Source organism: Pseudomonas khavaziana (assembly GCF_019145205.1).
Taxonomy (GTDB): Bacteria; Pseudomonadota; Gammaproteobacteria; order Pseudomonadales; family Pseudomonadaceae; genus Aquipseudomonas; species Aquipseudomonas khavaziana.
Genome location: NZ_JAHSTT010000010.1, coordinates 157812 through 181069 on the forward strand (window position 1 = coordinate 157812; position 23258 = coordinate 181069).

The window sequence follows — 23258 nt, forward strand, 5'->3', positions numbered from 1 at the left end:
GGGGATTATACCCGTCAGGCGACGAATCTTGGCGTTAAAACCTTATGAGGACGATTGCGCCAGAGATCAAAGCCATCCAGTAACCAGTTCAATTCCTGGACAGTCAGCACGATCGCCTCGTCGACCTCATCAGGGGAAAGTTTGAAACGTTCAGACTCCAGGCGCTTGAGCCAAAGGCAGAAGCCGTTGCGCTCCCAGTACAACACTTTGACGCGGTTGCGGTGGCGATTTAGAAAGACGAAAAGCACCGGGTCGAACACCGCAACTTTGATGTCCAGTTCGACCAATGCAGCCAGGCCGTCGATGGACTTTCGAAAATCTACAGGCTTCGGGTAGAGGTACACTTTTTCAACGCTGGCATTGGGACGCATCATGGTGATGGGCTTCTGATGGAAATCGGGAGCACAGCATCAGCCGTCAGCTATCCGCTTGGAATGTGGCGCTCATGGAGCGGATACGACCAATTGAGCGCCCATGAGCCGGTTGATTGGCTGTGCAAAGTGTTTGGCGTCACTCGCTCGTGTTACTACGCCCAGCGCCTGCGGCGCCGCACACCAGATGTTGAACGGCTTCGATTGCGTAGTCGCGTTAGTGAGCTGTTCTCGCAAAGTCGCAGTTCTGCGGGCAGCCGCAGCATCCTGTCGCTGATGCGTGAAGACGGTGAGCAACTCGGTCGATACAAAGTGCGTAGCTTGATGCGCGAGCTTGATTTAGTCAGCAAACAACCCGGCTTCCATGCCTACAAACGAGCAACAGTAGAAAAACTGGATATCCCGAACACATTGAACCGCGAGTTCGACGTGCCAGCGCCCAATCAAGTCTGGTGCGGCGATATCACCTACATTTGGGCGCAAGGAAAATGGCATTACCTGGGTGTCGTCCTGGATCTGTGCACTAGGCGGATAGTGGGCTGGGCACTGTCGGAAAAGCCGAATGCCGAACTGGTGATCAAGGCGCTGGATATGGCCTACGAGCAGCGTGGCAGGCCTTCGGATCTGCTATTCCACTCGGACCAGGGATCGCAATATGCAAGCCGACTCTTTCGCCAACGGTTGTGGCGATACCGCATGCGCCAGAGCATGAGTCGACGAGGAAACTGCTGGGATAACGCACCGATGGAGCGCGTATTTCGCAGCTTGAAAACGGAATTGTTCTGGTCAAGTTTTTCCGGACGCCGATTACGGTGGTCAAGCCGCCTGCTGCTCCATGGCTATTGGAGACAGGTAGTTATTGTAGCTGTGGAGCCTAATTCGGTTATGCCGCACGAAGAAGCTGGTCATATCCTGCCTGGCTTCTTCAACTGTCGTATAACCCTTGGTGGGCACCCGCTCTGACTTGAGTGTCCCGAAGAAACGCTCTGTTGGCGCGTTGTCCCAGCACTGTCCTCTGCGGCTCATGCTTTGCGTTATCCCATGTTCCAGCAGCTCGGACTGAAAGCGCTGACTGGTGTATTGGGCGGATTCAACCGGTCGTCGCAACACCTTGATCGAGGTGTTTATGGGACGACCCGCAGGATGGATGCAAAAATTGACGGGCCGGGGAGCGATGCGTTCTCCAGGTGCACCCTCACTTCGTAATGAGATCGAGCGGCTATTTTGGGTGCAGATTGCGACAGGCATCACAAGCGAAAAGGCAGCACATGCCGTTGGCGTATCAACAGCGGTAGGTACACGCTGGTTTCGTCATCGAGGCGGGATGCCATTATTCATGTCGAATCACATATCAGGACGATACTTATCGTTTGCAGAGCGAGAAGAGATTGGGCTGCTTCGAGCGCAAAGTGTTGGCGTTCGTGAGATAGCCCGTCGCCTTGGACGAAGCCCATCGACAATTTCACGGGAGCTGACACGAAATGCTGCTACCCGTTGCGGTCGGCTTGAATATCGAGCGTCAGTAGCACAATGGAAGGCAGAACTGGTGGCGAAGAGGCCGAAACCAGCGAAGCTGGTCATTAACCCGCGACTGCCAGTACGTACGCGACCGCCTTGAGGGCAAGGTTCAAGACGCCGATGGTCGTGAGATTTCTGGGCCTCGGCAAGCGCCCTTCAAAGGTCGAAATAAACCGCATCGCAGTGACCGTAAATGGGTCAATGGCTGGTCGCCTGAACAGATCGCCAACAGGCTCCAGATCGATTTTCCGGATGATGAATCCATGCGCATCTCTCATGAAGCCATATATCAGGCGCTCTATATTCAGGGTCGAGGAGCTCTCAAGCGCGAACTGGTGAGCTGCCTGCGCTCAGGACGAGCATTGCGCGTGCCGAGAGCCAGAGCGCAGGCCAAAGCGTGGGCACACGTCAGCGAGGACGTCATGATCTCCAGTCGCCCTGCTGAGGTAGAAGATCGGGCTGTACCCGGGCATTGGGAGGGCGACCTGATCATCGGTCTGAACCGGTCAGCGATTGGAACTCTGGTCGAGCGCTCAACTCGATTTACCATGCTCGTCCATCTGCCTCGCGAGAAAGGTTATGGGCTAATTCCTCGCACGAAGAACGGCCCGGCGCTGGCTGGCTATGGGGCTGTTAGTATGGCCAACGCATTGAAGAAGACGGTGACTGATCTTCCCATCGAGCTATGGCGATCTTTGACCTGGGATCGTGGAAAGGAGCTGTCGGATCACGCTCGATTTACCATCGAGTCCGGAGTAAAGGTTTTCTTTGCTGATCCACATAGTCCATGGCAGCGCGGCACAAACGAAAATACGAACGGCCTTCTACGGCAATATTTCCCGAAAGGCACTGACCTCTCTCGTTGGAGTGCCCAAGAAATACAGGCGGTAGCTCACGTACTTAACATTAGACCTCGAAAAACACTCGGCTGGAAAACACCTGCCGAAGCACTGAATGAGTATCTAAAGTCTGTACAACAATCCAGTGTTGCGACGACCGGTTGAATCCGCCTTGGCAGCCTTGATCCGAATGAAACATCAAGCCCCCATGTTTGCCTCGAACCTCCACCGCCATTCTTACCGCCTTGCTAACCAGGTTGGCGTCGTTGATCAGGGAAAACGCCCAACCAATGATTCGGCGGGCGAACAGATCAATGACCGCTGCCAAGTGATACCAGCGTTTCCCAACCATCAGGCTAGTAACATCGCCGCACCAGACCTGATTGATTGCGGTTGGCTCAAAGTTACGCTCAAGCAGGTTCTTGGCCACAAATGCTTCGACGCCTCTAGAGCGATATTGATGGCGGCGGCGCTGCCTGCTGGCCAGATTTGCCTCCGCCATGAGTTTTCCGGCCAAATGCCGTCCCACCTTGACCTGCTGGGCCTTCAAGTGCTGAGAGATCATCCGCGCGCCTGCACTTCCCCGGCTTTCGTCATGCAGTTGCACGACTTTTGCTCTGAGCGCGTCACGCTTGGTATTGGGCGCTGAGCGACGCTTAAGCCAGTCGTAAAACGCGCTACGGGAAACGCCCAACGCACTGCAAAGCAGGCAGGTCGGATATGAACTCGACTCCCTCAGCTCCTCGATCAGGAAAAACGATCGGGATCCGACATCAAGAGAGCCGTAGCCTTTTTTAAGATTTCAGCCTCGGTCTCCAGACGCTTGACCTTGGCTCGCAGCTGCTGCAGCTCTCGCTGTTCTTCGCTGATTGCCTTGGTACCGGCCACTGGCTGCCCTTTCTGACGCTCTTTACGAACCTGATCAAGCCGTAGGGCCAACCTCTATCGATACACAGACGTCGGGAACTGAGCAGTTATCATCAAGAACCATGCTTGCAGCACCTTGCTTGAACTCGCGGGTAAAGGTTTTTCGTTCTTGCATGGAACCTCCTGAATGGGCGAATCATATCGCCCTTAAGAGGTGTCCGGGATCATTAGGCCAGTTCAGGGCCAGACCCTTTGTTCGATGGTTTCTCAGGCACTACGGACGTATCGCTGGGATCGGATAGATGACTTCGCTCGACGCTTACGGATGGTCGAGCGCTGCGCATCCTCAAGGTTTGCCGCAAAACAGCGTTCCAGGCTCGCCGCGTGACATTGCAGCTTATCCGGAACACGTTCGTCAGCGCAGAAAATGAATTTCGTGAGTAATTACGCAGGTTGATGCGATTGCAGTTGATTCGGATGCTGGCCGCGTGGCGTCCAGATCGTAGCGACGGCTCTTTAAGGTGAGAAGGCCCAGTGTCTCGTTGCTCAGGGCGGTGCTATTGACCCTGTCTAAATCGCCGTCTACAGCATCATTCCTTCAGTATTCCCGTACAACGAGCAGTTAAACTGGGACTTCAGCAAAAAAAATTCACACACTCCCGTTTCTTCTACTAGACTCCAAACGCAAGCCCGTCGAGCACTTGTATGGAAAGGGTCTATTAGATCGATTTCAGTGCTTATAGCGACGCTTAGATTGCGCGATTCAGGTAGGTGGATACATCGATGCCCGCTTCCGTAATCAGATTGATCGAGAGAAATTTCTTCCTCCTGTGGAGAGCATTCAGCGTCAGAAGAAACCTAAGTTTTCATAGCATGACGAACGCAGAAAATAAAAATGGATGCAATACGGTTGAAGGGGGTACATCGTGCCGCAAGGTCATGGTTATTTACGCAGGCTCACCCAGTCGTTCGATGGGGCAATAATTCCCCAGAGCACAGCTAAAGCGCCCGCCGACGAGGCGGGCAACGCTTCGCTTTGGCTGGATGGCGAAATTCTTTGCAAGCTTGTGGGTGTCCATCCTACAGCGTTGAAATATCGGAAATTTGTTGACCGGCCTGCATGCCCTAACCCTTCGGTGGGCAGGTCGATGAAATGGAGCGGTTCCGATACCGTTGACTTGGTGGTCAACGTTGTGTCACTGCCGTTGAGTTCGCCCAGCCGGCGCAGCGACCTTTTCGAGGCGATTGATGCGGCCCGGGCTTCTCATGCCGCGGGATATGCGGTCCAGGCATCTAAACTCTTTCGTCGGGCAGCGGCGTACGCACCACGTGCTGAGAAATCTGACTCCTGCGCCCCTCTCCGTAATGTTTGTTCCTCAGGTAGCCTATACGGGGCAAGGTCGCTGGCAGGGCGCAACAATAAAACCAGTTCGAATTCTCTTTCACTTCTGTCTCTGTTGGGTCGAAGTTTGCTCATTTATCGCTGTCGTCGCCAAACCGCCAAGTAGGTGCTAAAAGAGGGCGGTTGCCATGCCAACCTCGGTCACGCCCGATTACTTTATCAGTGTTTTCGTTATCTCGAGTTGGACGACGTAAGCGCACGATAGTGCTAAGTATTATCATGGCTTTTCAGTATTTGGAATTCGTTCAACTTCGTCCAGATAAGTATGTGTGATTGTCTTATATCTGCGCCAGTAAAGTGGCGGTATTCGAGCATCAGCGAAGCGCGTTGGTAATAGTCGCAGCGGTATGAGATCGATGATCTGTGTATTCTAAGTATCGGAGTAATAATGATGTCACCTCAAAAAAAATCTGCGCCCGCCCCAGCTAAACTGGACGAGGAAAATTGGAGGACCCACTTTCAGGCATGGCGGGTGCCGCGGGCTGCGGATTTTCAAGCGTTGATTTCGCTGGCGGAAGTTGGGCGACAGGCGGTGGGGTTGGGCGAGGACTTGGCAGTAAGCGGCGATGTGCCGACTGGGCTAAGCGTTGCGGGTGAAGGCCTGCCGCTCCAGGTGGTGCCGGCGGCGGGCCTTCACATTACTTCGGGTGTGGGGCTTAAGGTAGGTGCAGGTCTCAAGGTGGCGTCGGATGGGCTATCACTTCAATTGCAAGGCGGTTTAGCGATACTCAATAAGGATGTAACAGTGGCCGCAAGGCTGCCACTGTCGCAAGAGAATGATGCGCTGACCATTAAATCTGGAAATGGGGTGGCTGTTCGTGATGATCATGGACTTTCGCTAAAGCTTGCGCCAACCTCGCCATGTCTTACGTTGAGTGACGGCGGGTTGTCGGTTTGCTGCGCGCCGAATGGCGGGCTGACGGTAATAGATGGGAAGTTGACACTTGATCTTGAGTGGCTGATGGATCAATAGTTGCTTAGGGAATGGTGCAGTTTAACTTTTACAAGCAGGGCTGTGTGAAAGAGATTATGAAAAAAGAAGACTTGTTGGTCAAAAAAATGTCGTTAGCCCAACTCCGAAGCGCCTTTGAAACCGGAGCTATTCCAACGGACAGCGATTATGCAGCGCTTATTGCGCGAGCCGATATAGGCCGTCAAGCAGTCGGATTAAGTGAGGATTTGAAAACCGTTACGGAGAATCAAACAGGACTGAGTTGGACCGCGAATGGACCCTTGACAATCAAGTTGGCAGCGGACGCGGATGATAAGAGTGGGCTGAAGCTTACGACGGAAGGTGTTGGGGTTAAAGCTGGGGCGGGCATTCAAGTCGATAAGCAGGGGGTGGCGGTGCGTGCAGTTGGCGCACTCAGTGCTGATGAGCAAGGTCTGCATTTAAAACTGGGCCCTGGCTTGGAGTTGGCAGATAATAAGGTTACTTTAAATTTAAAAGATGGATCTGGTTTGGTCTTGGAAGAAAGCGGATTGGCTGTTAAGTTGGCTGAAATGTCAGGTATGAGTACCGAAAAAGGCCTTAGTCTAATTGTTGACCAAACGTTTCTGGTGCAAAAGACAACAGGTCTGTCCTTAGTCGCGGAGGTGGTTAAAGAAGCAGTTGATAAAATCGGCGGCGCTTTACAAAAAGCTATCAGCTTGGTGACGACTTATACTATCGATGCTTCACATCCAACGCCTGAAAAAATTGCTGAATCAACGGTCGCAACCAGATTGCAGAAAACTTTTAGTAATGCGTTGAGGTTGGCTAAAGAAACTCACATTACGTCAAGTCTCAAAGGATGGGCTGGCAGCATGCAAGCCGAGCTCACTCTGGCCCACTCCTCAGGGCAGTCGGCAATGGTCGATTCGCTGGTGGATGATGCGGAAGCGCGAAAAAGCATAGAAGATCGGCATATTTATGAAGCGGACGAGGGCAAAGGTTTATTTTTAGCGGTTCGTTCAATTAACGAAATGTCGAAGCCACGCCCAACTAACGCCACACTCATTGATGCTGGCGGCTGTATTGTCGCATTTAAAGATAGCACAGCGGCGGTAGCTAATAAGTTGTACGTGGGGTATGGCGGCTACTATTTGAATTTTGAGGAAGCCTTCCGTAATGTGACGGTGAATGTTACGGATATTAAATTCATATTAATGCCGGGCTGTAAAAATAGTAAAAGTGTACTGTTCAGATTCACGTTTCCACCTGCGTAATATTATACATCCATAGCGGTATGCTTCTAGCTTTTGTAGGCTGAAGATGATGGGTCGGTATGTTGCCGGCGAATTTTAGCGAACAGGCATGCAAGCAGGCAGGCTGCGCGCATAACCCTAAACCATGAGGTCAAAAATATGACAGCGGATACCAAAGCCAAGATCGCAGAGGTTTACCCTCTAGTCTCGCATCGATTCAAAGTTAAATTGGGCAAAGGAAAATTGGAGGGGCGCTTTAGTAGTGTATCCGGGCTCGAGGTGGGCGTGGAGCTCGTCAAGTATCAGAACGGTATGGGCGAGCGCTTTCAGCAGCCGGGACAAGAGGGGTTTCCGACGATCACCCTCAAGCGCGGCATTGTGCCTAAACAAAGCGAGCTGTGCGAGTGGATGGAGGGCGTCGTATTGGGACAGTTTGACAAGCAGGATTTGGATATTTCCCTGCTGGATGCCAAAGATAACGTGAAAGTTACCTGGACGGTGAAGAACGCCTTTCCAACAAAACTGACGGGGCCGAGCATGGATGCGACGGGTAATGAGGTCGCGTTTGAAGAACTGACCCTGGCCGGTGATGCGGTGTCGGTGCATTACGCGTCGTGATGCCGTGTGTTATGCGATGCGCATAGCTGCTTAACTTTAAAAAGGAGAGGACCATGGCCAATTACACCGTACCGGGTGTGTACGTAGAAGAGCCGTTCAAGCTGGCATTGTCGATTCCGTCGGGGGCGACGGCGGTGCCGGTGTTTGCACTGGACACGAAGAACTTCGTCACCACAGAGCCAATGCTTTCGTCTACTGACAAAATTATAAATTATTTCAATCTCGCTGCTGACGACGTTGCCGTATTCGATACCTGGCTAGATATTCAGGCAAAAATCGTAACCGCGCCTTTGCCCAACGAGGATGCGCAGACACATGCAAAGAGAGCGGAGGACGTGTTGAACCGCTGCCCACTTTACTTGGCGCTCAAAGCGTATTTCGATAATGGCGGCGGTCGATGCTATGTCGTGCCGGTCGGCAAGTTACTTGAAAAGGTGCCAGCATTGGATGACGCCACGCTAATCGTTCAAGCGGGTAGCGAGCATGCGGAGTTTGCCGGGCAAGTAAAAAGTCTTTGCAAGGTGGGCAACTCCTATTTTGCACTATATGACGGACCTAACGATGCCGCGCTGACTTCCACAACCGCGAACGATGCGGGGAGCCGATATGACGCTAATGCGTTCGCTGCAGTATATTACCCGTGGCTGCAAATGTCGGTGCCAAAGGTAGCCACAGCCGAAGGCAGCGATTGGGTGGATGTACCGCCCAGCGCCGTCATGGCCGGCATTTATTGCACGGTAGACCGTGATCGTGGCGTATGGAAGGCGCCGGCCAATGTGCAAATCGGTGGGGGGTTGCGACCGAAATATCAGGTGCCCGATGCGGTTGATGGGCCGCTCAATGCCCCCGGAGGTGGACATGCGATTAACGTTATTCGCTCCTTCCGCGGCGCGGGGACGCTAGTTTGGGGGGCACGTACTTTGAAATCCGACAGCGATACCTGGCGCTACGTCCCGGTGCGTCGGCTGTTTTGCGCCGCCGAGCGTGATATCCGCACGGCAATGAGCACAGCGCTGTTCGAGCCGAACAGCCAACCGACCTGGGAACAGGTGCGCAGCGCGGTGACCAGTTACCTGCATCGACTGTGGCAGCAAGGTGCATTGATGGGTGATACACCGCAGCAGGCGTATTTCGTACAAGTGGGGTTGGGTACGACCATGTCGGCAGACGATGTAAACCAGGGCAAGATGATTGTGAAGGTGGGAATGGCGGCGGTACGCCCGGCCGAGTTCATTATTTTGCAGCTAACCCAAGACGTTGCACCGGCTTAACCTGAACATGCGATCTAAAAAAATCACCGCGGCGGGGACGTGTGTGTTTTGAGCACGTGCTTGCCGAACGAGCGGCAGCCGTCCAACAAGAGGTTCCAAAATGAATTATCAGACTCCTGGAGTGTATGTCGAGGAATCCAATGCGTTGTCGCTGGGTATCCAGAGCGGTCAGACGGCGGTGCCAGTTTTTGTGGGGCATTTTGATGCGATAAAGAAAGACGGCACGCTAGACAAACAACCGCCGGTGCAATGCGTCCGTATCGATAGTTGGTTGAGCTTTACCCAGCAATTTGCATCTGATTCCAGCGCCACATTCTCTATCGGCCTTGATGGAAACAATAATGTAGTTACTCATGGTACTAATTTGGGTGCTGCAAGCGTACGAATGTTTATAGAAAATGGTGGCGGGATGTGTTACGTGCTGCCGGTTAATAACTTCAAAAAAGCTATATCACAAATCGTCCCTGCGATTGATTTATGCCCAGATATCACATTGCTTTGCTGGTGCGAGCATCGCTCGGAGAGCGATGACCAATCCGTCGTCACTGAGCTTGGAAAGTTAACTGGAAGCGAAAAGAGCGGCGGTATGCAGAGTCGCTTTTTGCTTATCGATGCGGCTTTAATAAACAGTATGATCGCCGTACCTATCGTGACAGACCCGCATCATGCGGCGGCGTATTTTCCGGCACTGCGTACGGCATATCGGCATACAGCCGATATTGAAGCAGTACCTCTTAAGGGCCTGAACAATGCCCCTTACAACCTCACCGGCGAATTTAATATAAAAAAATTGCGCGATAAGTGCGACGAGAACCTCAAAAAGCTGTCTGCCGCAGGGGAGCTCGTAAAGAAATCCGCAATGATTGTGAAGGCAGCTGCAGAAGTCGATAAAATAACTGTTAGCACTACGTCTTGGGAGAAAGTGTTTACCTTACTACACGCCATTAACGACAGCATGGATAAAAGTAATTCAGACGCTGCTGAGAAAGACTACAAAGCATTGGCGAGTATAATAACCATAGCAAGCGCTCCCAAAGCTTTCCCCACACTGGTAGATTTTAAGAGTAATATTGAAAACTATAAAACTCTCTACGAAGCGAGCCTTCCAGTCCAAAAGCTCCTGAAAACAGTCATAAAAGTAGCCAGCGAACCCGTAGTACTGCGTGCGAGTGTAGCTATGGCCGGTGTGTATGCGCGCACCGACCGGGAACGTGGGGTATGGAAGGCGCCTGCCAACGTGGAGTTAAGTAGCGTCGCTGGGCTCGTAGCAGTAGACCTAGGTGCCAATACGGTTTCGGATATTCGCATCGACGATGCTTTTAACAACACGCTGGTTGAGAACAAGGTCAATGCCATACGAGCCTTCAGCGGGCGTGGCCATTTGGTCTGGGGCGCACGTACCATGGCTGGGCCGAGCGAGACAGCGTGGCGTTATGTATCGGTGCGACGACTGTTCAGCACAGTGGAGCGCGATGTGCAGGATGCGTTGCGTGTCGCAATGTTTGAGCCCAACAGTCAGCCCACTTGGATGAGCGTGCGCTCGGCGATCAGCCATTATTTGCATCGTTTGTGGCAGGACGGGGCGTTGGCGGGTGCGACGCCGGCCGAAGCGTATTTTGTGCGCGTGGGGCTGCATGAAACGATGACCGAGGAGGATGTGAACAATGGCCGCATGCTGGTAAGTATCGGTTTGGCGGCGGTGCGGCCGGCGGAGTTCATTGTCCTGCAATTGACCCAGGACATGGGTGCAACTTAACCGGAGACGGCCGCGGGCCGTTGTATACGTGCCCGCCGTTCGAGTCTTCTCCGTTTAGGCCATTGTATAGCCTATCAGTTCAGGCTGTGACTTGATTGGTACGATTAAAGGAGTCGCAAGATGGTCCTGATGAACCAGGATGGAGCCGCTCTGCCGGGCATATCCATTATCGACCCGCAATTGGAAGTGGACGCCGAGCCTTGGCCGACCGCGGTGCCGGTATGGGTGGGGTTGCATGAGATGATGGGATGCACTGACATCGTGTGGCTTCCGGTGTCTTCGTGGGAGGACTATAAACAACTGGCATTTGGAACATCCGGGGAGTCCGAGAAGCCATGGTTCGGGGTATGCGAGTCGGTGCGGCTATATTTCATTAATGGCGGAGTTAGAGGGTACGTGATGTTATTGCCTGCTCCCCAGAGTTCGACGGACCTTAACATCGAAGCCAAAGTAAGTTGGCTCGAGAACCAGTTGGGGCAGGCTGGCGTGTGGGATCATGCTGTGCACGAAGACCAAGTTAGCCTGATCACACTGCCTGTATTACGGGAATGGCTAGAGCCTTTACCGTCGGTCATTTCAACACTAGGGACAGAAGGCACGCAGCAAAGTTTAGCCTCTGAGATCGCGCGAAATTATGTCAGGATTTGGGCGGCCGTAATGCGGGCAACCGCTGCGCGGTCGGATTGGTTTTTTGTTTTAGATACCCCTTTTGAACAGACCGCCATTAATGCCTGTATCGAATTACTGCACGCGTCGCCGCCATGGGGAGCGCGGGGCGGATACGTGGCGTTATATGGTCCTCATATTGAGTTGGAACTGGAGTTGGCGCTTGAGAAGCGTTATGCGCCACCCAGCGGCGCAGTATGTGGCGTAATGGCGCGCGTGGATGCCGCACAAGGAATCTGGAAGGCGCCAGCCAATGAACTTGTAGTGGGGGCTCAGGGGCTGGCGTATCGGGAAGGAATGCGTGGTGTTTCCGCCGCGAAGGGTGGGTCCGTTAACCTGATGCGTAATATGGCGGGGCATAGGGGGGAAGTGAAAGTTTGGGGCTGCCGGACGCTGGCATCGCGCGCGCAATCCCGCGATCACTATGTGCAGGTCCGCCGCACAACGACATGGATTGAGCGTCAATTATGTTCGATTTGCCAATTCGCAGTTTTCGAACCCAATACGCTGTTGACCTGGTTGCGATTGCGTACCTCGTGTGAGGCATGGTTGCGACGATTGTGGGAGGAGGGCGGCCTGAAGGGCGCTGAGGAGTCCCAGGCGTTCGTGGTGCAGATAGGGCATGGTGAGACAATGACAGCTGCCGAAGTAGCGGCAGGTGTAATCCGTGTCAGTGTGGGGCTCGCGCTACTGCAGGCGGCAGAGTTTATCGAGGTGCATTTGACGCTGAGGCATGAACAGTCTGTGACACGTAGTCTCCAGCGTGGGTATCAGAACTCCGAGGTGGAGCTATGAGCATGGCCCACGATCAGATGCTGCTGTCGCATCGGTTCCATGTGTATTTTGAATTACAGGTGCCTGGCACTTCATCCGGAACGGGTTCCTTTCTTTCCAAGATGGCCCCCTTGAGCCGTCTTCCTCTGGGATTCAGCCCTTTGGATATGCGTTTTCAACGCATCTCTGGCATCGGCAGCCAACTTGATGTGACGGCCTTGCGCCAAGGCGGTGAAAATGTGGGTGACATCCATCTGCCGGAGCATGTTTCCCATAAGCCCCTCGTACTGGAGCGCGGCGTTTTGTCTAAGTTGCCGAGTACGCCGATGTCTGGGTTATTTGAAAGTGGACTGGGATACTTTTTGAATGGCTATGCCGATATTCAAGTGGTGCTGATGGATAGCAGAGAGCGGCCGACGTGTTTGTGGTACATCCGCGATGCGATGCCGACCAGTTGGAGTTTGGGAGATTTGAGTGCAGCCGGCAGTAACGTATTGATCGAGAAGTTGGAGCTGTCGTATCGCTGGATTAAACAGGTGCCTGTCAAATTATGACCATCGAAATCAGAGAGTTAGTCATCGAGGCGCGCGTATTGGCTGATGGAGACGAGCGCGACGGATGTTCGGCATCGCAAGGTTCATCGTCTATGCAGCTTGATGCGGTTTCACAGCAGCGTCTTATTGCGCAGGTGGTCCAGAGAGTGCTCCGAGTCCTTGAAGATCGAGGGGAGAGGTTGCAATGAGCGTCTTAGGTGCATTCAGCGGTGCGAAAGAGGCGTTGGGTATCCGCTTGGAGAAGCTCACGATTCAACAAAAGACTCGCCCGCAGATCTCTATCAGGGCGATGTATAACCCGACAAGCTTGTCGTTCGCCGTCAGCGCAGAGTATGGCAAGACATTGGGCATTGGAGAGTTCACTGAAAAAGTAGTGTTTAAACACCTCAAGTCCGGAGAGCTTGAACTTGAATTGATTTTGGATGCGAGCAGGCCTGGGATGGGTGAGCCGGTAGCCGAACAATTGGCTCAGCTTAAAGATGTGTGCATGCCATCTCCTGGACAAAAAGGCAGGCTTGGGCTGTGGGAGCTGAAAATCAGCTGGGGTCGTATGGATTGGTTGGGCGAACCCTCCTGCACGGCGGTCGCCGAGAAGATGACCGTTAAATATACGTTGTTTGACCGTGGCGGGCGCCCGTTGCGAGCACATGTAACCTTAAAATTAAAAGTGACGCCATCCGCCTCAACGAACGGGGAGTCTGCTATCGCAAGCAAGTCACCCAAGCAGGCAATCAACAACTTGCGTGACAAGCTGGGTATCTGAATAAAGCGTGGCCGTCCTGATAGGAGAGTGCAAGGTGCCAAGCCATTAGTGCATGTACCTTATAACGACCGGGCGGTTCAGAGAGTGCGTACAGAGAGGCATGCATGTTTAATCATATCGCTATTAAAAATAGATTGGATCGCCTAGCGACCCTCGGTACGCAAAAGGCGATGCCGGCGAAAGGGGCGTCTGCTGGTGACGTCTGGACGGAATGCGAGGTGCGAGTGACGGTGGGGGGGATGGTATTGCCTGATGCGTACAAAGACCTGTGTGTGATTAGGAATGTATCTACTCGTTTTGCGCTGAACGAAATTCCGAGCGCGGTCGTCAGGCTGGACGTGATTGATCCACGCAGCCCATCGACAGCAGGTGAGGTGCTCACCAGTGTACTTAACAAATGCCGGGTGTCGACGCGGTCATTAGTCCAGGTGCGCAAGCGAGGGGCGTCGGCGTGGTTAACCTTGTTCGAAGGGGTCGTGGAACAACTGGACTGGGAGGTATTGGCTGATCCCAAGACGAACCTGGTTGAGCTCAAAATCAAACATAACCTAGTGCGGCTCCAATCAAACTTTTCAGGTAAGGTCTTTCAGAATACGGCGGATGCGGACGTCTTAAAGGAGTTGCTAGGCGTCGGGACTATTCAGGCCGATAAAAGCCATAGTTTGACGGCCAAACGCGATCAAACCATTCATTGGCCATTCGGCGCTTCAGCATGGGAGTTTGCCAAGGCCTTGCTCGGGCGTAACGGTGTGTGCTTTTGGCCCAACGCCAAGGGCGGGAGAGTAGGACCTGCAGGGTGGTCCAAAGATGTGATTACCCTTGATGGCATACGCGCGCAAATCGAACGATTAACGTGGAAGCATTCTGCGTTGCGTTCGCCAAAATCGCTTTGGGTTGATCAACATGACGTGCAGAAGCAGGCGACGGTCAAGATGCAGGGCGAGCAATGCTTGCGCGGTAAAGGGTGCTTCGACCTCAAAGAAATCCCCTCACTTACACATGCTGACTCTCATTTAATTGATTGTGGATGGCTGACCCCTAGTGGCGGTGCAACGTCCAAAGGACGCGCCAATGGCTTGCTGCTGTCCTCGGCGCTTCAGGCTGCCCGAGGGACGGCGGTGCTTCGTGGCTATGTGTCGGGCGCGGTAGGGAACGTCCTTAAGATCGACCAACTGGAAAAAGGTTTATGTGGCGAAGGCTTGGTGACGGCAATCGAGCATGAGTTCAGTGCCGAGACGGTAGGTTGCATAACGACGTTTACTGTTGGGCTGACTCCGCAGGCTGCGCAATGGCCAGATATCCCAAGCCCCGCCGGCATGTTAGTCGGGCGAGTGCGGGCCTATGAGAAGACGCATGCTCGTAAGGACTGGCATGAGGTCTGGGTGGATGTAGCTGGCTTGGAAGGACATGTGCGCGCGCGATACAGCGGGCCCTATGCCTCAAAAAACGCAGCTCTGTGGCTGTATCCGCAGCAGGGGGACGAAGTGATGCTTAACACAATGGCGGGCGACCCCTGCAGTCTGGTCATGGTGGGGGCGATGAATAACCCGATCAATAAGCTGCCTGCGCCGTGGAGCGTGACAGATAACGATAAGCGGGGTTTGGTGTTTCATAAAGGCGAGGCATCCCTGGGGCTCAAAGTTGATCAAAAGGCCCACCGTATGGAGTTTGGTGTTGGCTCCGGCGATGAGATGCAGCACATCACCGTCGATGCGAAAAAAGGCATGACCTTTGAGGCGAAGTCTGGGGCGTTTTTGGTAACAGCTGCTAAGGGCGGGATCTCGCTGAATGCCAAAGAAAAGGATGTACAGCTGCATGCGAAGAATCACCTGACCCTTGGTGGTGATCAAGGCGTAGTGCTGTCCAGTGACAAAGCGACCGTCAAGATCAACGCCAAGACAACGGCGCAAGTGACAGCCAAAGACGTCGCGCTTGCAGCGGGGCAAAGCAAGATAGATCTGGCCCAAGCATCTATAACGATCAAGGCGACGTCGATCTCCGCGAAAGGCTCTCAAGGCGTCTCGCTTAGCGGAGGGGGAACTTCTGAGCTGACGCTCAAAAGTGCTGGTGCAGGCATGAAAGGGCCAAGCGTGGAGATTGAGGGTCAAGCCAAGACGGATGTCAAGGCGCCAATGATTGCGCTGAAGCCATAACAGAGGGCATAGCATGAATACGAATCAACGAGGGGGATGGGCGTTTCCTCTTACTTTTAAGCTAGGCCAAAGCCAATACGATGGCGCCGATGCGAGCAGCATAAAATTGATTGACGGGGATGAAGGTATCCGCCAAAGCATTTGCACGTTGCTGCACACACAACCTGGCGAACGCATTATGCGACCGGCCTACGGCTGCGATTTGGAGTCGGCCATGTTTGCCAATATGGACGACGGTCTGGTGGCTCATGTGACGGCCCTGATTCATGAAAGCATTACGAACTTTGAGCCGCGCGCGCAGGCATTGCAGATAGTCGTGGATAGGGATTCTGCGCACGAGGGCCACCTGCGCGTGAGCATTGCGTATAGGCATGTGGAAACTGGGCGTGCCGAACAGATAAGCGGGGTACTTCATCTAACCGACGGCACGCGGGGTAGCTTCCAGTGAGCGACCAGTTAGTGGTGCAAGGCGATATGGTCAAAATTAATCCGTCGTTCGGGCCGATGATTGTCAATGCGCCGCCGGTGCCAATGGTCGCGATGGGTTTGCCCAACATTGCCGGCAAGGCAATCTGTGTGATGGGTGATGAAAAAATGCTCCAGATCATGGGAACCTATACAAAAGGCCAGTTTGTAACGCCCGGAATGGGTATCGCGAAGGTGGTTGGGTTAGCGCCCAATCAACCCTTACCGTGGTTAATGGTGGGAGGCAAACCGGCGCTATGCAAGGGCGCGCAGTTTCAAGTGATGTTCACGCCCACGGTACCTGCCATAGATCCCTCCACCGGAACGCCCGATGTACCCGTACCAGGAATGGGGACGGGCGCATTTATCGCTACCGAGGTAAGCGTACTAGCGGGGTAGTGCCAATGGGCTGCTAAGGCTTGGTATTCGCGAACGCAAGAAGCGTAGGAACGAAAAAACATGACGAACGAAAACGATGTTGACGAACAGTTTGTACTGGATGGTCGCTCGCTGGCGCAACGGCTTGATGCGCTGCGGGATTATGGACAAAAAGTGGTTATGGGGCCCGAGGAGAAGACGACCTGGGCGGAGATGATGTTTGGAAAGGAAGCAGGTGGCGACGATGTTTCCGCATGGCCCCCCGTTCGCCAACGGTGTATGGACTGGTACCACGATCCAGAACGTGCCGATGGCACGCTTGCTCCGGAGCAGGCATTTCTACTGGCGTTGTTGGGCATATTGGAAGGGCCTAACCAGGCGTTCAACCGATTTGCGCCGCGGTATCGGGATTTGTACTACCGCGGGCTGCTCGGCTTGGCCCCGGAGCGGGCCCGAGCTGACCAACTTGTGGTGCAGTGGAGCTTGGTAGATACCCTCAAGGAACAAGCTATCACTTCGGGTCAACTGTTGGAGGCTGGTCAAGACAGCCTGGGCCAAACATTGCGGTATCGAGTAGATCGGCCGGTAGTGGTCAATCATGCACGCTGGACTGATTTGTGTTGGTGTGTGCCTGACGGCACCCGCCGCGGGGGGCGACGGGCGCGAGTCGTATTTGACGGCGCGGTGAGTGTGCCCGAACAAGGGCTGCGTTTAGGCGCACCTGCAAGCGGGCTCACCGATAGTTTGCCGACAACGGCTGTTGATCGTGATGTGATCGGAACGCGAGTTATCGGCTCGCCACTCTTCATGGCGGCGAGTGGGCAACGCTTGTGGCGCTTGACGTTTGTCGACATCGTGCCATTCCTTGAGGCAGCAATCAGTGTGGAGAACGTTTGGCAGCCGATGAGTGCTACGAGTCCGGATTCGATAGTCTGGACCTTAAGCCTGGCTAACGATGTGGTGGTGCCAACGCTGCCAACTGATCTGGAAGGGCTGCAAGCGGATACGCCGCTGGTGCGTCTGCGCCGTGCGGACGGCGGGCCGATTGCACGCGTAACTGAGTTGTCATTGGAAGTCAACGGATCCACAAATTTGCGCTGTGTCACTGACGAGGGCGATGAGATCCAGGCTGGACTACCGTTTGGAGAGATGGCCGCTGCAGGGAGCGGGATCAGTCTTATATCAGAAGAGTGGGTGAGGTTCGCCTCGTTCCTGGAAACAGTCACCATTACGCCGGTATGGGCGGGGCTCCCAACTGTGCCTTTCGAGGCATGGTACAAGGGGTATCAGATAAACGAACAGTTCATTGAGGACACCCACCTTTTTACCGGCACCGCTCTGAAGGCGAAAGACCATGAATATTCGGTGGGTATTGACTGGATGGCAAAAGGAAAACTGGTAGACAGTAATGCCGTCCCCCTTGAGCTTTTTGACACCGATTCAAATAAAGCTCCGACCGGCAAACCTTTAGATGTGGGATTACCCATATATGCACCTGAAGTGATATCAGCGATACCTGAGAGTTCAGAGGTGCTGGACTGGCCTTTATACATTCGTATGTACCTCAGCTATTCCTTTCACGCAGAGCTCTATCAACAGCACCTAAAATTGCTACCTGGGTTTCAGACGAAAACTGAAGACGTTAAGTCGGAGGCCACTTCTACAGTTGGCAATCAAGTGCATAAAGTCACACAAACCATACCTATGACGACAAAGGTCGTCGTGACGCCCCCGGTCTGGAACCCACCCTACATCCCTCATTGGCAATCGGTGCGCATGGGCTACAAGGCAAGCGAAAAGACGGTTGGATATCAGTTGGTCAGTACACCCTTTGGGTGGGCGGACGAAGATCAAGCCTATCGCGGTCCTACGATGGATGTGTATTTAGGCGTTGACGGCATCGAACCCGCCCAGTTACTGAGTCTGTACTGGCTGTTGAAAAGCCCGGGAAGAATGAAGGGCATTGCCTGGGAGTATTTGGCACGCGGTGAGCGATGGGCGAAGCTTGGACATGAGTTATCGGACGAAACGGACAGTTGGGCTAATAGTGGTCTGTGGACCCTTATGTGGCCTGGCGATGCATTGCATGAGGCAAAAGGTATGCCCGCAGGGCGCTATTGGCTGCGCGCCCGGGTGACACCTGACGCGACGCCCGCCCACGACGGTGTCCCGGTGTTGCCCCGTTTGATGGGGCTGGCGACCAACGTCAGTGCCGCGACATTGGTTGATGCAGATAGAGTTGCGGCGGACCATCTGATGAGTCCGTTGGCGGCCGGTTCCGTGACCCACGCCGTCAATGGACCCGAAGGTGTCCAGCAGGTAATTCAACCGTGGGCTTCTGTGGGAGGTTCTCCCCCAGAGTCCCGGCAGGCGTTTAATGCGCGAGTCGCCGCCCGGCTACGCCATCGCGGACGGGCATTGGATACCTGGGATTTGGTCAAACTTCTGCGTGAGCACGACGCGGGAATTCGCGAAGTGAGCGTGTGGGCGCAACCACGGCGCGATAATAACAACGAAGATTACGGGCGGGACGGCACTTTGCCTCAAGTGTTGGTGGTGATGCCCACGCTGTTGGCTAACGACAGCGAGAACGCGCTAATGCCCGTCTACAGTCCGGCGAGATTACGCGGTCTGGAACTTTGGTTACAGGCGCGGACGTCCCCGTGGCTGAAAGTTACGTGCCAAAGCCCGAGTTACCGTTCAGTTCGTGTGAGTTGGCAAATCAAATACCGGGCGGGAGTCAGCCAGTCTTACGGCGATCAACTTGTGCGTGCGACGCTAGAGCGAGTGTTGCGGCCTTGGATGGGCGTTGAGAGCGCCCCCGTCTCAGTTATTGGCAAGCCACTGGCACGCCGCGCCATCCGCGAATGCATCATGCAGGTCACTGAGGTTGAGGATCTGCAGCGACTGTTAATTGGCGGGGATGACGGTACTCGAGCTATCCCTGGTGGAAAGGTTAAGTGCTTTGAAGTCGCCGTTCCGGAGTACGTTCCATTGGAGTATCACAATGTGGCGATCAAAATCGTCGCGCTGACTGACCCTGATGGCAAGGTGAACGTCTTAGATTCAAAGACAAATGATCGACTGGTCCGCTTACCTCAAAACAAGAAGGTATTACTAGAAGTTGAGCTCGACGGCAACCCACAAGATATATTCCTCTACAACATTGACTCGGGGCTGCCGATCCCCTGGGGTTCCTTAATGACCAGAGAAGCTATTGGCATATTCGGCGAACGGATTTCAACAAAGGCTGCGTTCAAGGTCGTCCAGCGGCCTGCAACTTTGTATCAGATTGCGGCAGAGCCATGGCTGAAGGGTATTTGCCGTATTGGCGTGGCATGGAAGGTTGGGCAGGAGACGTTGCTCTCCGGGCGTGCCGGGCAATGGATCACTCTTGAAATTCAAGCGCAGACGCAGGCCAATGGGCAGCATATTGGTTTTTCCATGAATAATAATAGAGACATGATCAATGAATGACGTTTCGCACGATGACATGGAAGAACCGATCGAATTTGAAACTCTCTGGGAGGCTGCACAGGATGCGATTCAGCTATACGCCGGCGAACGTTGGACCCAGCGAGGTGAGCACGATCCCGGGGTGACGCTACTTGAAGCGCTGACGTTCAATGTGGCGGATTTGTCGTTTAGACAGGGTTTCCCTTTGAAAGATTTGCTGACGCCTCGCGCGTTAACAGCCCCGCATCAGGCGGGCATGGATCCTGAGGCGTTATCGTTTACCACGCAACGCAGGGATGCTTCACAAGGTATCTTTGCAGCTGAATTCGGCCCCGAGACCGCACTTACCTGCGGGCCGGTGACTTGCGAAGACTACCGGCGGGCCATCTTGGACTTGGTGGTTAAAGATTCAGATTTCGAGCGTTATTGCTTTCGAGACGTGCAGGTATTCCGCGAAGATGATCCTAAACTGGAGTTCGTTGTTCAAGACTCCCGATATTACTATCGCTATGACAATACCCCACCGACTGGCACATGGCCCACTGAGCAAAATAATGCGTTTCGCTTCGTGGTTCGCCCCACTAGGCGAGTGCAGCCGGATTATATAGCGGTATCTGGCGGATATGTTCTGTGGCTGGCCTTGGCTCCTGGGGTGGTGGAGGCTCAGGCAAAACCTGTTTTGGCGAAGTTTCTGAATACAAATCAAAATCTGTGTGAGGCGTTTAATCAAATTGTCTTTATGGAAGACACTTACGTTGATTTTTACCTAACGATTGACTTAGAAGACGATGTGGTGGACTTCGCTGCATTGCTCGCGCAGATCTATTTAGCCTTCTCAACTGTACTCCTGTCCCCGGTTAAACGTCGTAGTGCTGAGGCTAGACTCAAGGACGAAGGGATCGAAAACGTGTTTGCGGGCCCCCGTCTTGAACATGGTTGGATTGAGGAGCTGGCACCGACGGCGACGAGTTGGCTAGCCCAGTCTGTCCTGAAGTTTGAGCCGTTGCGTATTGCGCTTGAGGCCGTCAGAGGAGTTAACCAGGTCGCGCAAATGGCGACGAAGAAGCCTTTTGTTCAAGATGAGGTTTCGTTTGATGTGGCAAAACAAACGCGTCCGGTGCCTTGGGGCATTCTCGTGCATGGAAAGGTATCCACGGCCAAGGCTTTGGCGAAAAAACTGTGCAAATATGTTGTATTGCGTAAGCGCGGGCGTCCGATTGACATGGGAGAACTTGAGGGCCAGGTAACAATCGCGCTTAGCGCGCTCACAGATCCCTTTGTTGCCCCAGACAAAAAACCTATCAGTCACATTGCTTATGGCGAGTATCGGGAGCCGGGTGCCTATGCGGGTACCGCTACTTTGCTTCCAGCACTTTACGGCACGCAGGTCGATGCTATTGAACTGAGGACGGACGCTCAAAAGCTGTTGCGGTTTTTGTTGCCATTCGACCAGTGCTTGGCTGACGAAATGGACTTGTTACGCAAGTTGCCGTGGCTACTGTCGTTTGACCGGCGTGATCCACAGGCGCGGGTAATCGGTGCCAGTTGGCCGCCCTTCAAGCCTGGCAGCTTACCCCAGGAGCAGATTGAGCAAGCCTTGGGGACGGTAGGCGTAAACAACCTTAAAAATTACGTAACGAACGGCGCGCAGGCCCAAAACCAAGAGCTGGCGTTGCTTGACTACCTGTTGCGTTTTTTTGGCGAGCCGCGGACGCAGCGCGTTGCTGTTGGGGCAACAGTAGCAGGTGGTAACGTTTCTGGGAATGTTTCTGGGCAGGCGGACGAGTTCCTAAAAGTCCAACAGGGCTATCTGCGCATGATTCCAACTTTGGCGCAGAAGCGAGCGTCAATTCAAATCGGCGAAATCTCAGCTTTGCAGCGCCGTTTGGCTGCGCGCTTGGGCGTGGGCGCCGCGCTTTTTGACGCTTCGCCCGACTTTAGCAACCTTCCATTTTACGTGCTTGAGCACCGTCAGTTGCTTCCTGTCGCTCCTCCAGACAAGCTTCTGAAGCAAGATTGGAAGCCCGTGTTAAGCGCTGTCAAGGTGGTGGGGAAAACAATTAACCAGGCGGGTTTTTTGTTGTTGAGCTTAGAGGAAGGGCTGCAGTTGCAAAGTGGACAGTTGATCGAATTGCGTAGCTCTAGGTCGATTAAACCGATAGTCGCCAACGTAATTCACCAAACATGGGAAAAAACGAATGATCTGCCCTCCCTGGATAAGGCGTCCTGTCACGGCGATATCCAAACGTTACTAAAGACCTTCGCAGGTAAAAAAAACGCGACAATTGTTTCGATCGACTTAGATCAACATGACCGGCTGAGATGGAGCGCAGGAGCACTGGTTGATGATATCCTTTCTAAGGATAGCAACAAAAAACTATGGTCTTGGCGGACTGGCGTCGTTTGGCTTAAGCGCGTGATACACCCTCTGAGTTTTGTAGGCTCTGTTTGGCCAAAGGCAGGGAAGGTAGCGGAGTTGGATGTCTCTCCCTCGTTTCCGCTAGAGTGGCGGACCCTTAGGCCCACGAATATTACGTTGCAGGATAAACGGAACTGGCTCATTCTGGAGAAGGAGCCGAAAAAACTGCTAGAAGATATAAAATTAATTGTAATGGATAGCGATCCGTTGCTAGGTAAAATCTCCGTAAAGTTGGATAGTGGTGCGAGCTGGCCCAAGCCCGAAGACCAATTTCAATACGGTTGGGTCGCGGGCTACGAAAAAGATATGTTCTCGTTCAATTTAAGTGTTGTGATGCCACGCACTTGGCTTGATTTAGATGGCAGCAGTCCATCTGCAACCGATAGTTGGGTGCAGGAAGTTATTCGCGATACTGTGCCAGCACATATCGTGACTCATGTCCATTGGCTAGGTAGGGACGAATTCAAAGACTTTTCGAGAGTCTATGCGCGCTGGCAGAGCTCCGGCATGCCCGCCGGCGACCTCTCATATAGATTATTGAGCTATTTATCCATTGGTGAGTTGCCGGCGGACCATCGCACAGGAATTGGCTTTGTCCGCATTGCTCAAGATGAGCAGGCTCAACAATTGGAATTAGCGTTTGCGAATATGGGAAAAAACGCATCCAACACGACGAAAGCGCAAATTGCGGACCAAGCGCAGGTGGCTTATGTCAGGCCGAGCCAGCCTGCTATTAGCATGCAGAAATTTTAACGTACGACCCGAAAGTCGGTTGCACCGTTCTAACCGGGAATTTGAGCG

Annotated in this window: 17 protein-coding genes and 4 pseudogenes; 17 read left to right on the plus strand and 4 right to left on the minus strand. The window is 53.6% G+C overall.

What is annotated here, in order from left to right; genetic code table 11:
• Window positions 1-14 precede the first annotated feature (14 nt).
• On the minus strand, window positions 15-374 hold the full coding sequence (gene tnpB, locus KVH01_RS22335) for an IS66 family insertion sequence element accessory protein TnpB (RefSeq protein WP_225924317.1): 360 nt from the start codon (window positions 372-374) through the stop codon (window positions 15-17).
• An 81-nt stretch (window positions 375-455) separates the two neighbouring features.
• Between tnpB and KVH01_RS22340 the strand changes: the two are divergent.
• Window positions 456-1148, plus strand: a pseudogene (locus KVH01_RS22340) (IS3 family transposase); the annotation flags it as partial.
• A gap of 39 nt (window positions 1149-1187) precedes the next feature.
• Here KVH01_RS22340 and KVH01_RS30860 read toward each other — a convergent pair.
• Window positions 1188-1409, minus strand: a pseudogene (locus KVH01_RS30860) (integrase core domain-containing protein); the annotation flags it as partial.
• Between the two features lie 109 nt (window positions 1410-1518).
• Between KVH01_RS30860 and KVH01_RS22350 the strand changes: the two are divergent.
• Window positions 1519-2893 (plus strand): annotated as a pseudogene (locus KVH01_RS22350) (IS30 family transposase).
• Here KVH01_RS22350 and KVH01_RS22355 read toward each other — a convergent pair.
• Window positions 2796-3479, minus strand: a complete 684-nt coding sequence (locus KVH01_RS22355) for an IS3 family transposase (RefSeq protein WP_217882961.1) — start codon at window positions 3477-3479, stop codon at window positions 2796-2798. The pseudogene KVH01_RS22350 and the gene KVH01_RS22355 overlap by 98 nt on opposite strands.
• Window positions 3476-3616: a hypothetical protein gene (locus KVH01_RS22360; RefSeq protein WP_217882936.1), complete on the minus strand. Its 141-nt coding sequence runs from the start codon at window positions 3614-3616 to the stop codon at window positions 3476-3478. Before KVH01_RS22360 ends, KVH01_RS22355 begins: the two co-directional genes overlap by 4 nt.
• Before the next feature lie 312 nt (window positions 3617-3928).
• Here KVH01_RS22360 and KVH01_RS30035 point away from each other — a divergent pair.
• The 15 genes and pseudogenes from KVH01_RS30035 to KVH01_RS22430 all read left to right on the plus strand — a co-directional run.
• A pseudogene (locus tag KVH01_RS30035) lies at window positions 3929-4102 on the plus strand (IS110 family transposase); the annotation flags it as partial.
• 1283 nt (window positions 4103-5385) lie between these two features.
• A complete protein-coding gene (locus KVH01_RS22365; protein WP_217882937.1) occupies window positions 5386-5970 on the plus strand; it encodes a hypothetical protein in 585 nt (194 codons plus the stop codon).
• A gap of 44 nt (window positions 5971-6014) precedes the next feature.
• A complete protein-coding gene (locus tag KVH01_RS22370) occupies window positions 6015-7205 on the plus strand; it encodes a hypothetical protein (RefSeq protein ID WP_217882938.1) in 1191 nt (396 codons plus the stop codon).
• Between the two features lie 138 nt (window positions 7206-7343).
• Window positions 7344-7802 carry a phage tail protein gene (locus KVH01_RS22375; protein WP_217882939.1) on the plus strand — a complete coding sequence of 153 codons (459 nt, stop codon included), beginning with the start codon at window positions 7344-7346 and terminating at the stop codon, window positions 7800-7802.
• Between the two features lie 53 nt (window positions 7803-7855).
• Window positions 7856-9073 carry a phage tail sheath family protein gene (locus tag KVH01_RS22380; RefSeq protein ID WP_217882940.1) on the plus strand — a complete coding sequence of 406 codons (1218 nt, stop codon included), beginning with the start codon at window positions 7856-7858 and terminating at the stop codon, window positions 9071-9073.
• A 100-nt stretch (window positions 9074-9173) separates the two neighbouring features.
• On the plus strand, window positions 9174-10829 hold the full coding sequence (locus KVH01_RS22385; protein ID WP_217882941.1) for a phage tail sheath family protein: 1656 nt from the start codon (window positions 9174-9176) through the stop codon (window positions 10827-10829).
• 120 nt (window positions 10830-10949) lie between these two features.
• On the plus strand, window positions 10950-12290 hold the full coding sequence (locus KVH01_RS22390) for a hypothetical protein (RefSeq protein ID WP_217882942.1): 1341 nt from the start codon (window positions 10950-10952) through the stop codon (window positions 12288-12290).
• 2 nt (window positions 12291-12292) lie between these two features.
• Complete coding sequence (locus KVH01_RS22395) at window positions 12293-12823, plus strand: phage tail protein (protein WP_217882943.1); 531 nt, start codon at window positions 12293-12295, stop codon at window positions 12821-12823.
• Window positions 12820-13011 (plus strand): DUF5908 family protein, encoded by a 192-nt coding sequence (locus KVH01_RS22400; protein WP_217882944.1) that lies wholly within the window; start codon window positions 12820-12822, stop codon window positions 13009-13011. Before KVH01_RS22395 ends, KVH01_RS22400 begins: the two co-directional genes overlap by 4 nt.
• Window positions 13008-13586, plus strand: coding sequence for a CIS tube protein (locus tag KVH01_RS22405; RefSeq protein WP_217882945.1), 579 nt, complete (start codon window positions 13008-13010; stop codon window positions 13584-13586). The genes KVH01_RS22400 and KVH01_RS22405 overlap by 4 nt, the downstream gene beginning before the upstream one ends.
• 104 nt (window positions 13587-13690) lie before the next feature.
• A complete protein-coding gene (locus tag KVH01_RS22410; RefSeq protein WP_217882946.1) occupies window positions 13691-15739 on the plus strand; it encodes a type VI secretion system Vgr family protein in 2049 nt (682 codons plus the stop codon).
• A gap of 13 nt (window positions 15740-15752) precedes the next feature.
• Window positions 15753-16187 carry a GPW/gp25 family protein gene (locus KVH01_RS22415; RefSeq protein ID WP_217882947.1) on the plus strand — a complete coding sequence of 145 codons (435 nt, stop codon included), beginning with the start codon at window positions 15753-15755 and terminating at the stop codon, window positions 16185-16187.
• Window positions 16184-16603, plus strand: a complete 420-nt coding sequence (locus tag KVH01_RS22420) for a hypothetical protein (protein ID WP_046072379.1) — start codon at window positions 16184-16186, stop codon at window positions 16601-16603. Before KVH01_RS22415 ends, KVH01_RS22420 begins: the two co-directional genes overlap by 4 nt.
• Window positions 16604-16663: 60 nt before the next feature.
• Window positions 16664-20059, plus strand: coding sequence for a baseplate J/gp47 family protein (locus KVH01_RS22425; RefSeq protein WP_217882948.1), 3396 nt, complete (start codon window positions 16664-16666; stop codon window positions 20057-20059).
• Window positions 20052-23210, plus strand: coding sequence for a hypothetical protein (locus KVH01_RS22430; RefSeq protein ID WP_217882949.1), 3159 nt, complete (start codon window positions 20052-20054; stop codon window positions 23208-23210). Before KVH01_RS22425 ends, KVH01_RS22430 begins: the two co-directional genes overlap by 8 nt.
• The last annotated feature ends 48 nt before the right edge of the window (window positions 23211-23258 follow it).

Bases quoted from the DNA above. Each gene is read 5' to 3' on its own strand.
- KVH01_RS22425 (WP_217882948.1), top strand. From the start codon at position 16,664: ATGACGAACGAAAACGATGTTGACGAACAGTTTGTACTGGATGGTCGC.
- KVH01_RS22400 (WP_217882944.1), top strand. From the start codon at position 12,820: ATGACCATCGAAATCAGAGAGTTAGTCATCGAGGCGCGCGTATTGGCT.
- KVH01_RS22375 (WP_217882939.1), top strand. From the start codon at position 7,344: ATGACAGCGGATACCAAAGCCAAGATCGCAGAGGTTTACCCTCTAGTC.
- KVH01_RS22430 (WP_217882949.1), top strand. From the start codon at position 20,052: ATGAATGACGTTTCGCACGATGACATGGAAGAACCGATCGAATTTGAA.
- KVH01_RS22405 (WP_217882945.1), top strand. From the start codon at position 13,008: ATGAGCGTCTTAGGTGCATTCAGCGGTGCGAAAGAGGCGTTGGGTATC.
- KVH01_RS22415 (WP_217882947.1), top strand. From the start codon at position 15,753: ATGAATACGAATCAACGAGGGGGATGGGCGTTTCCTCTTACTTTTAAG.
- KVH01_RS22395 (WP_217882943.1), top strand. From the start codon at position 12,293: ATGGCCCACGATCAGATGCTGCTGTCGCATCGGTTCCATGTGTATTTT.
- KVH01_RS22390 (WP_217882942.1), top strand. From the start codon at position 10,950: ATGGTCCTGATGAACCAGGATGGAGCCGCTCTGCCGGGCATATCCATT.
- KVH01_RS22365 (WP_217882937.1), top strand. From the start codon at position 5,386: ATGATGTCACCTCAAAAAAAATCTGCGCCCGCCCCAGCTAAACTGGAC.
- KVH01_RS22380 (WP_217882940.1), top strand. From the start codon at position 7,856: ATGGCCAATTACACCGTACCGGGTGTGTACGTAGAAGAGCCGTTCAAG.
- KVH01_RS22385 (WP_217882941.1), top strand. From the start codon at position 9,174: ATGAATTATCAGACTCCTGGAGTGTATGTCGAGGAATCCAATGCGTTG.
- tnpB (WP_225924317.1), bottom strand. From the start codon at position 374: ATGATGCGTCCCAATGCCAGCGTTGAAAAAGTGTACCTCTACCCGAAG.
- KVH01_RS22410 (WP_217882946.1), top strand. From the start codon at position 13,691: ATGTTTAATCATATCGCTATTAAAAATAGATTGGATCGCCTAGCGACC.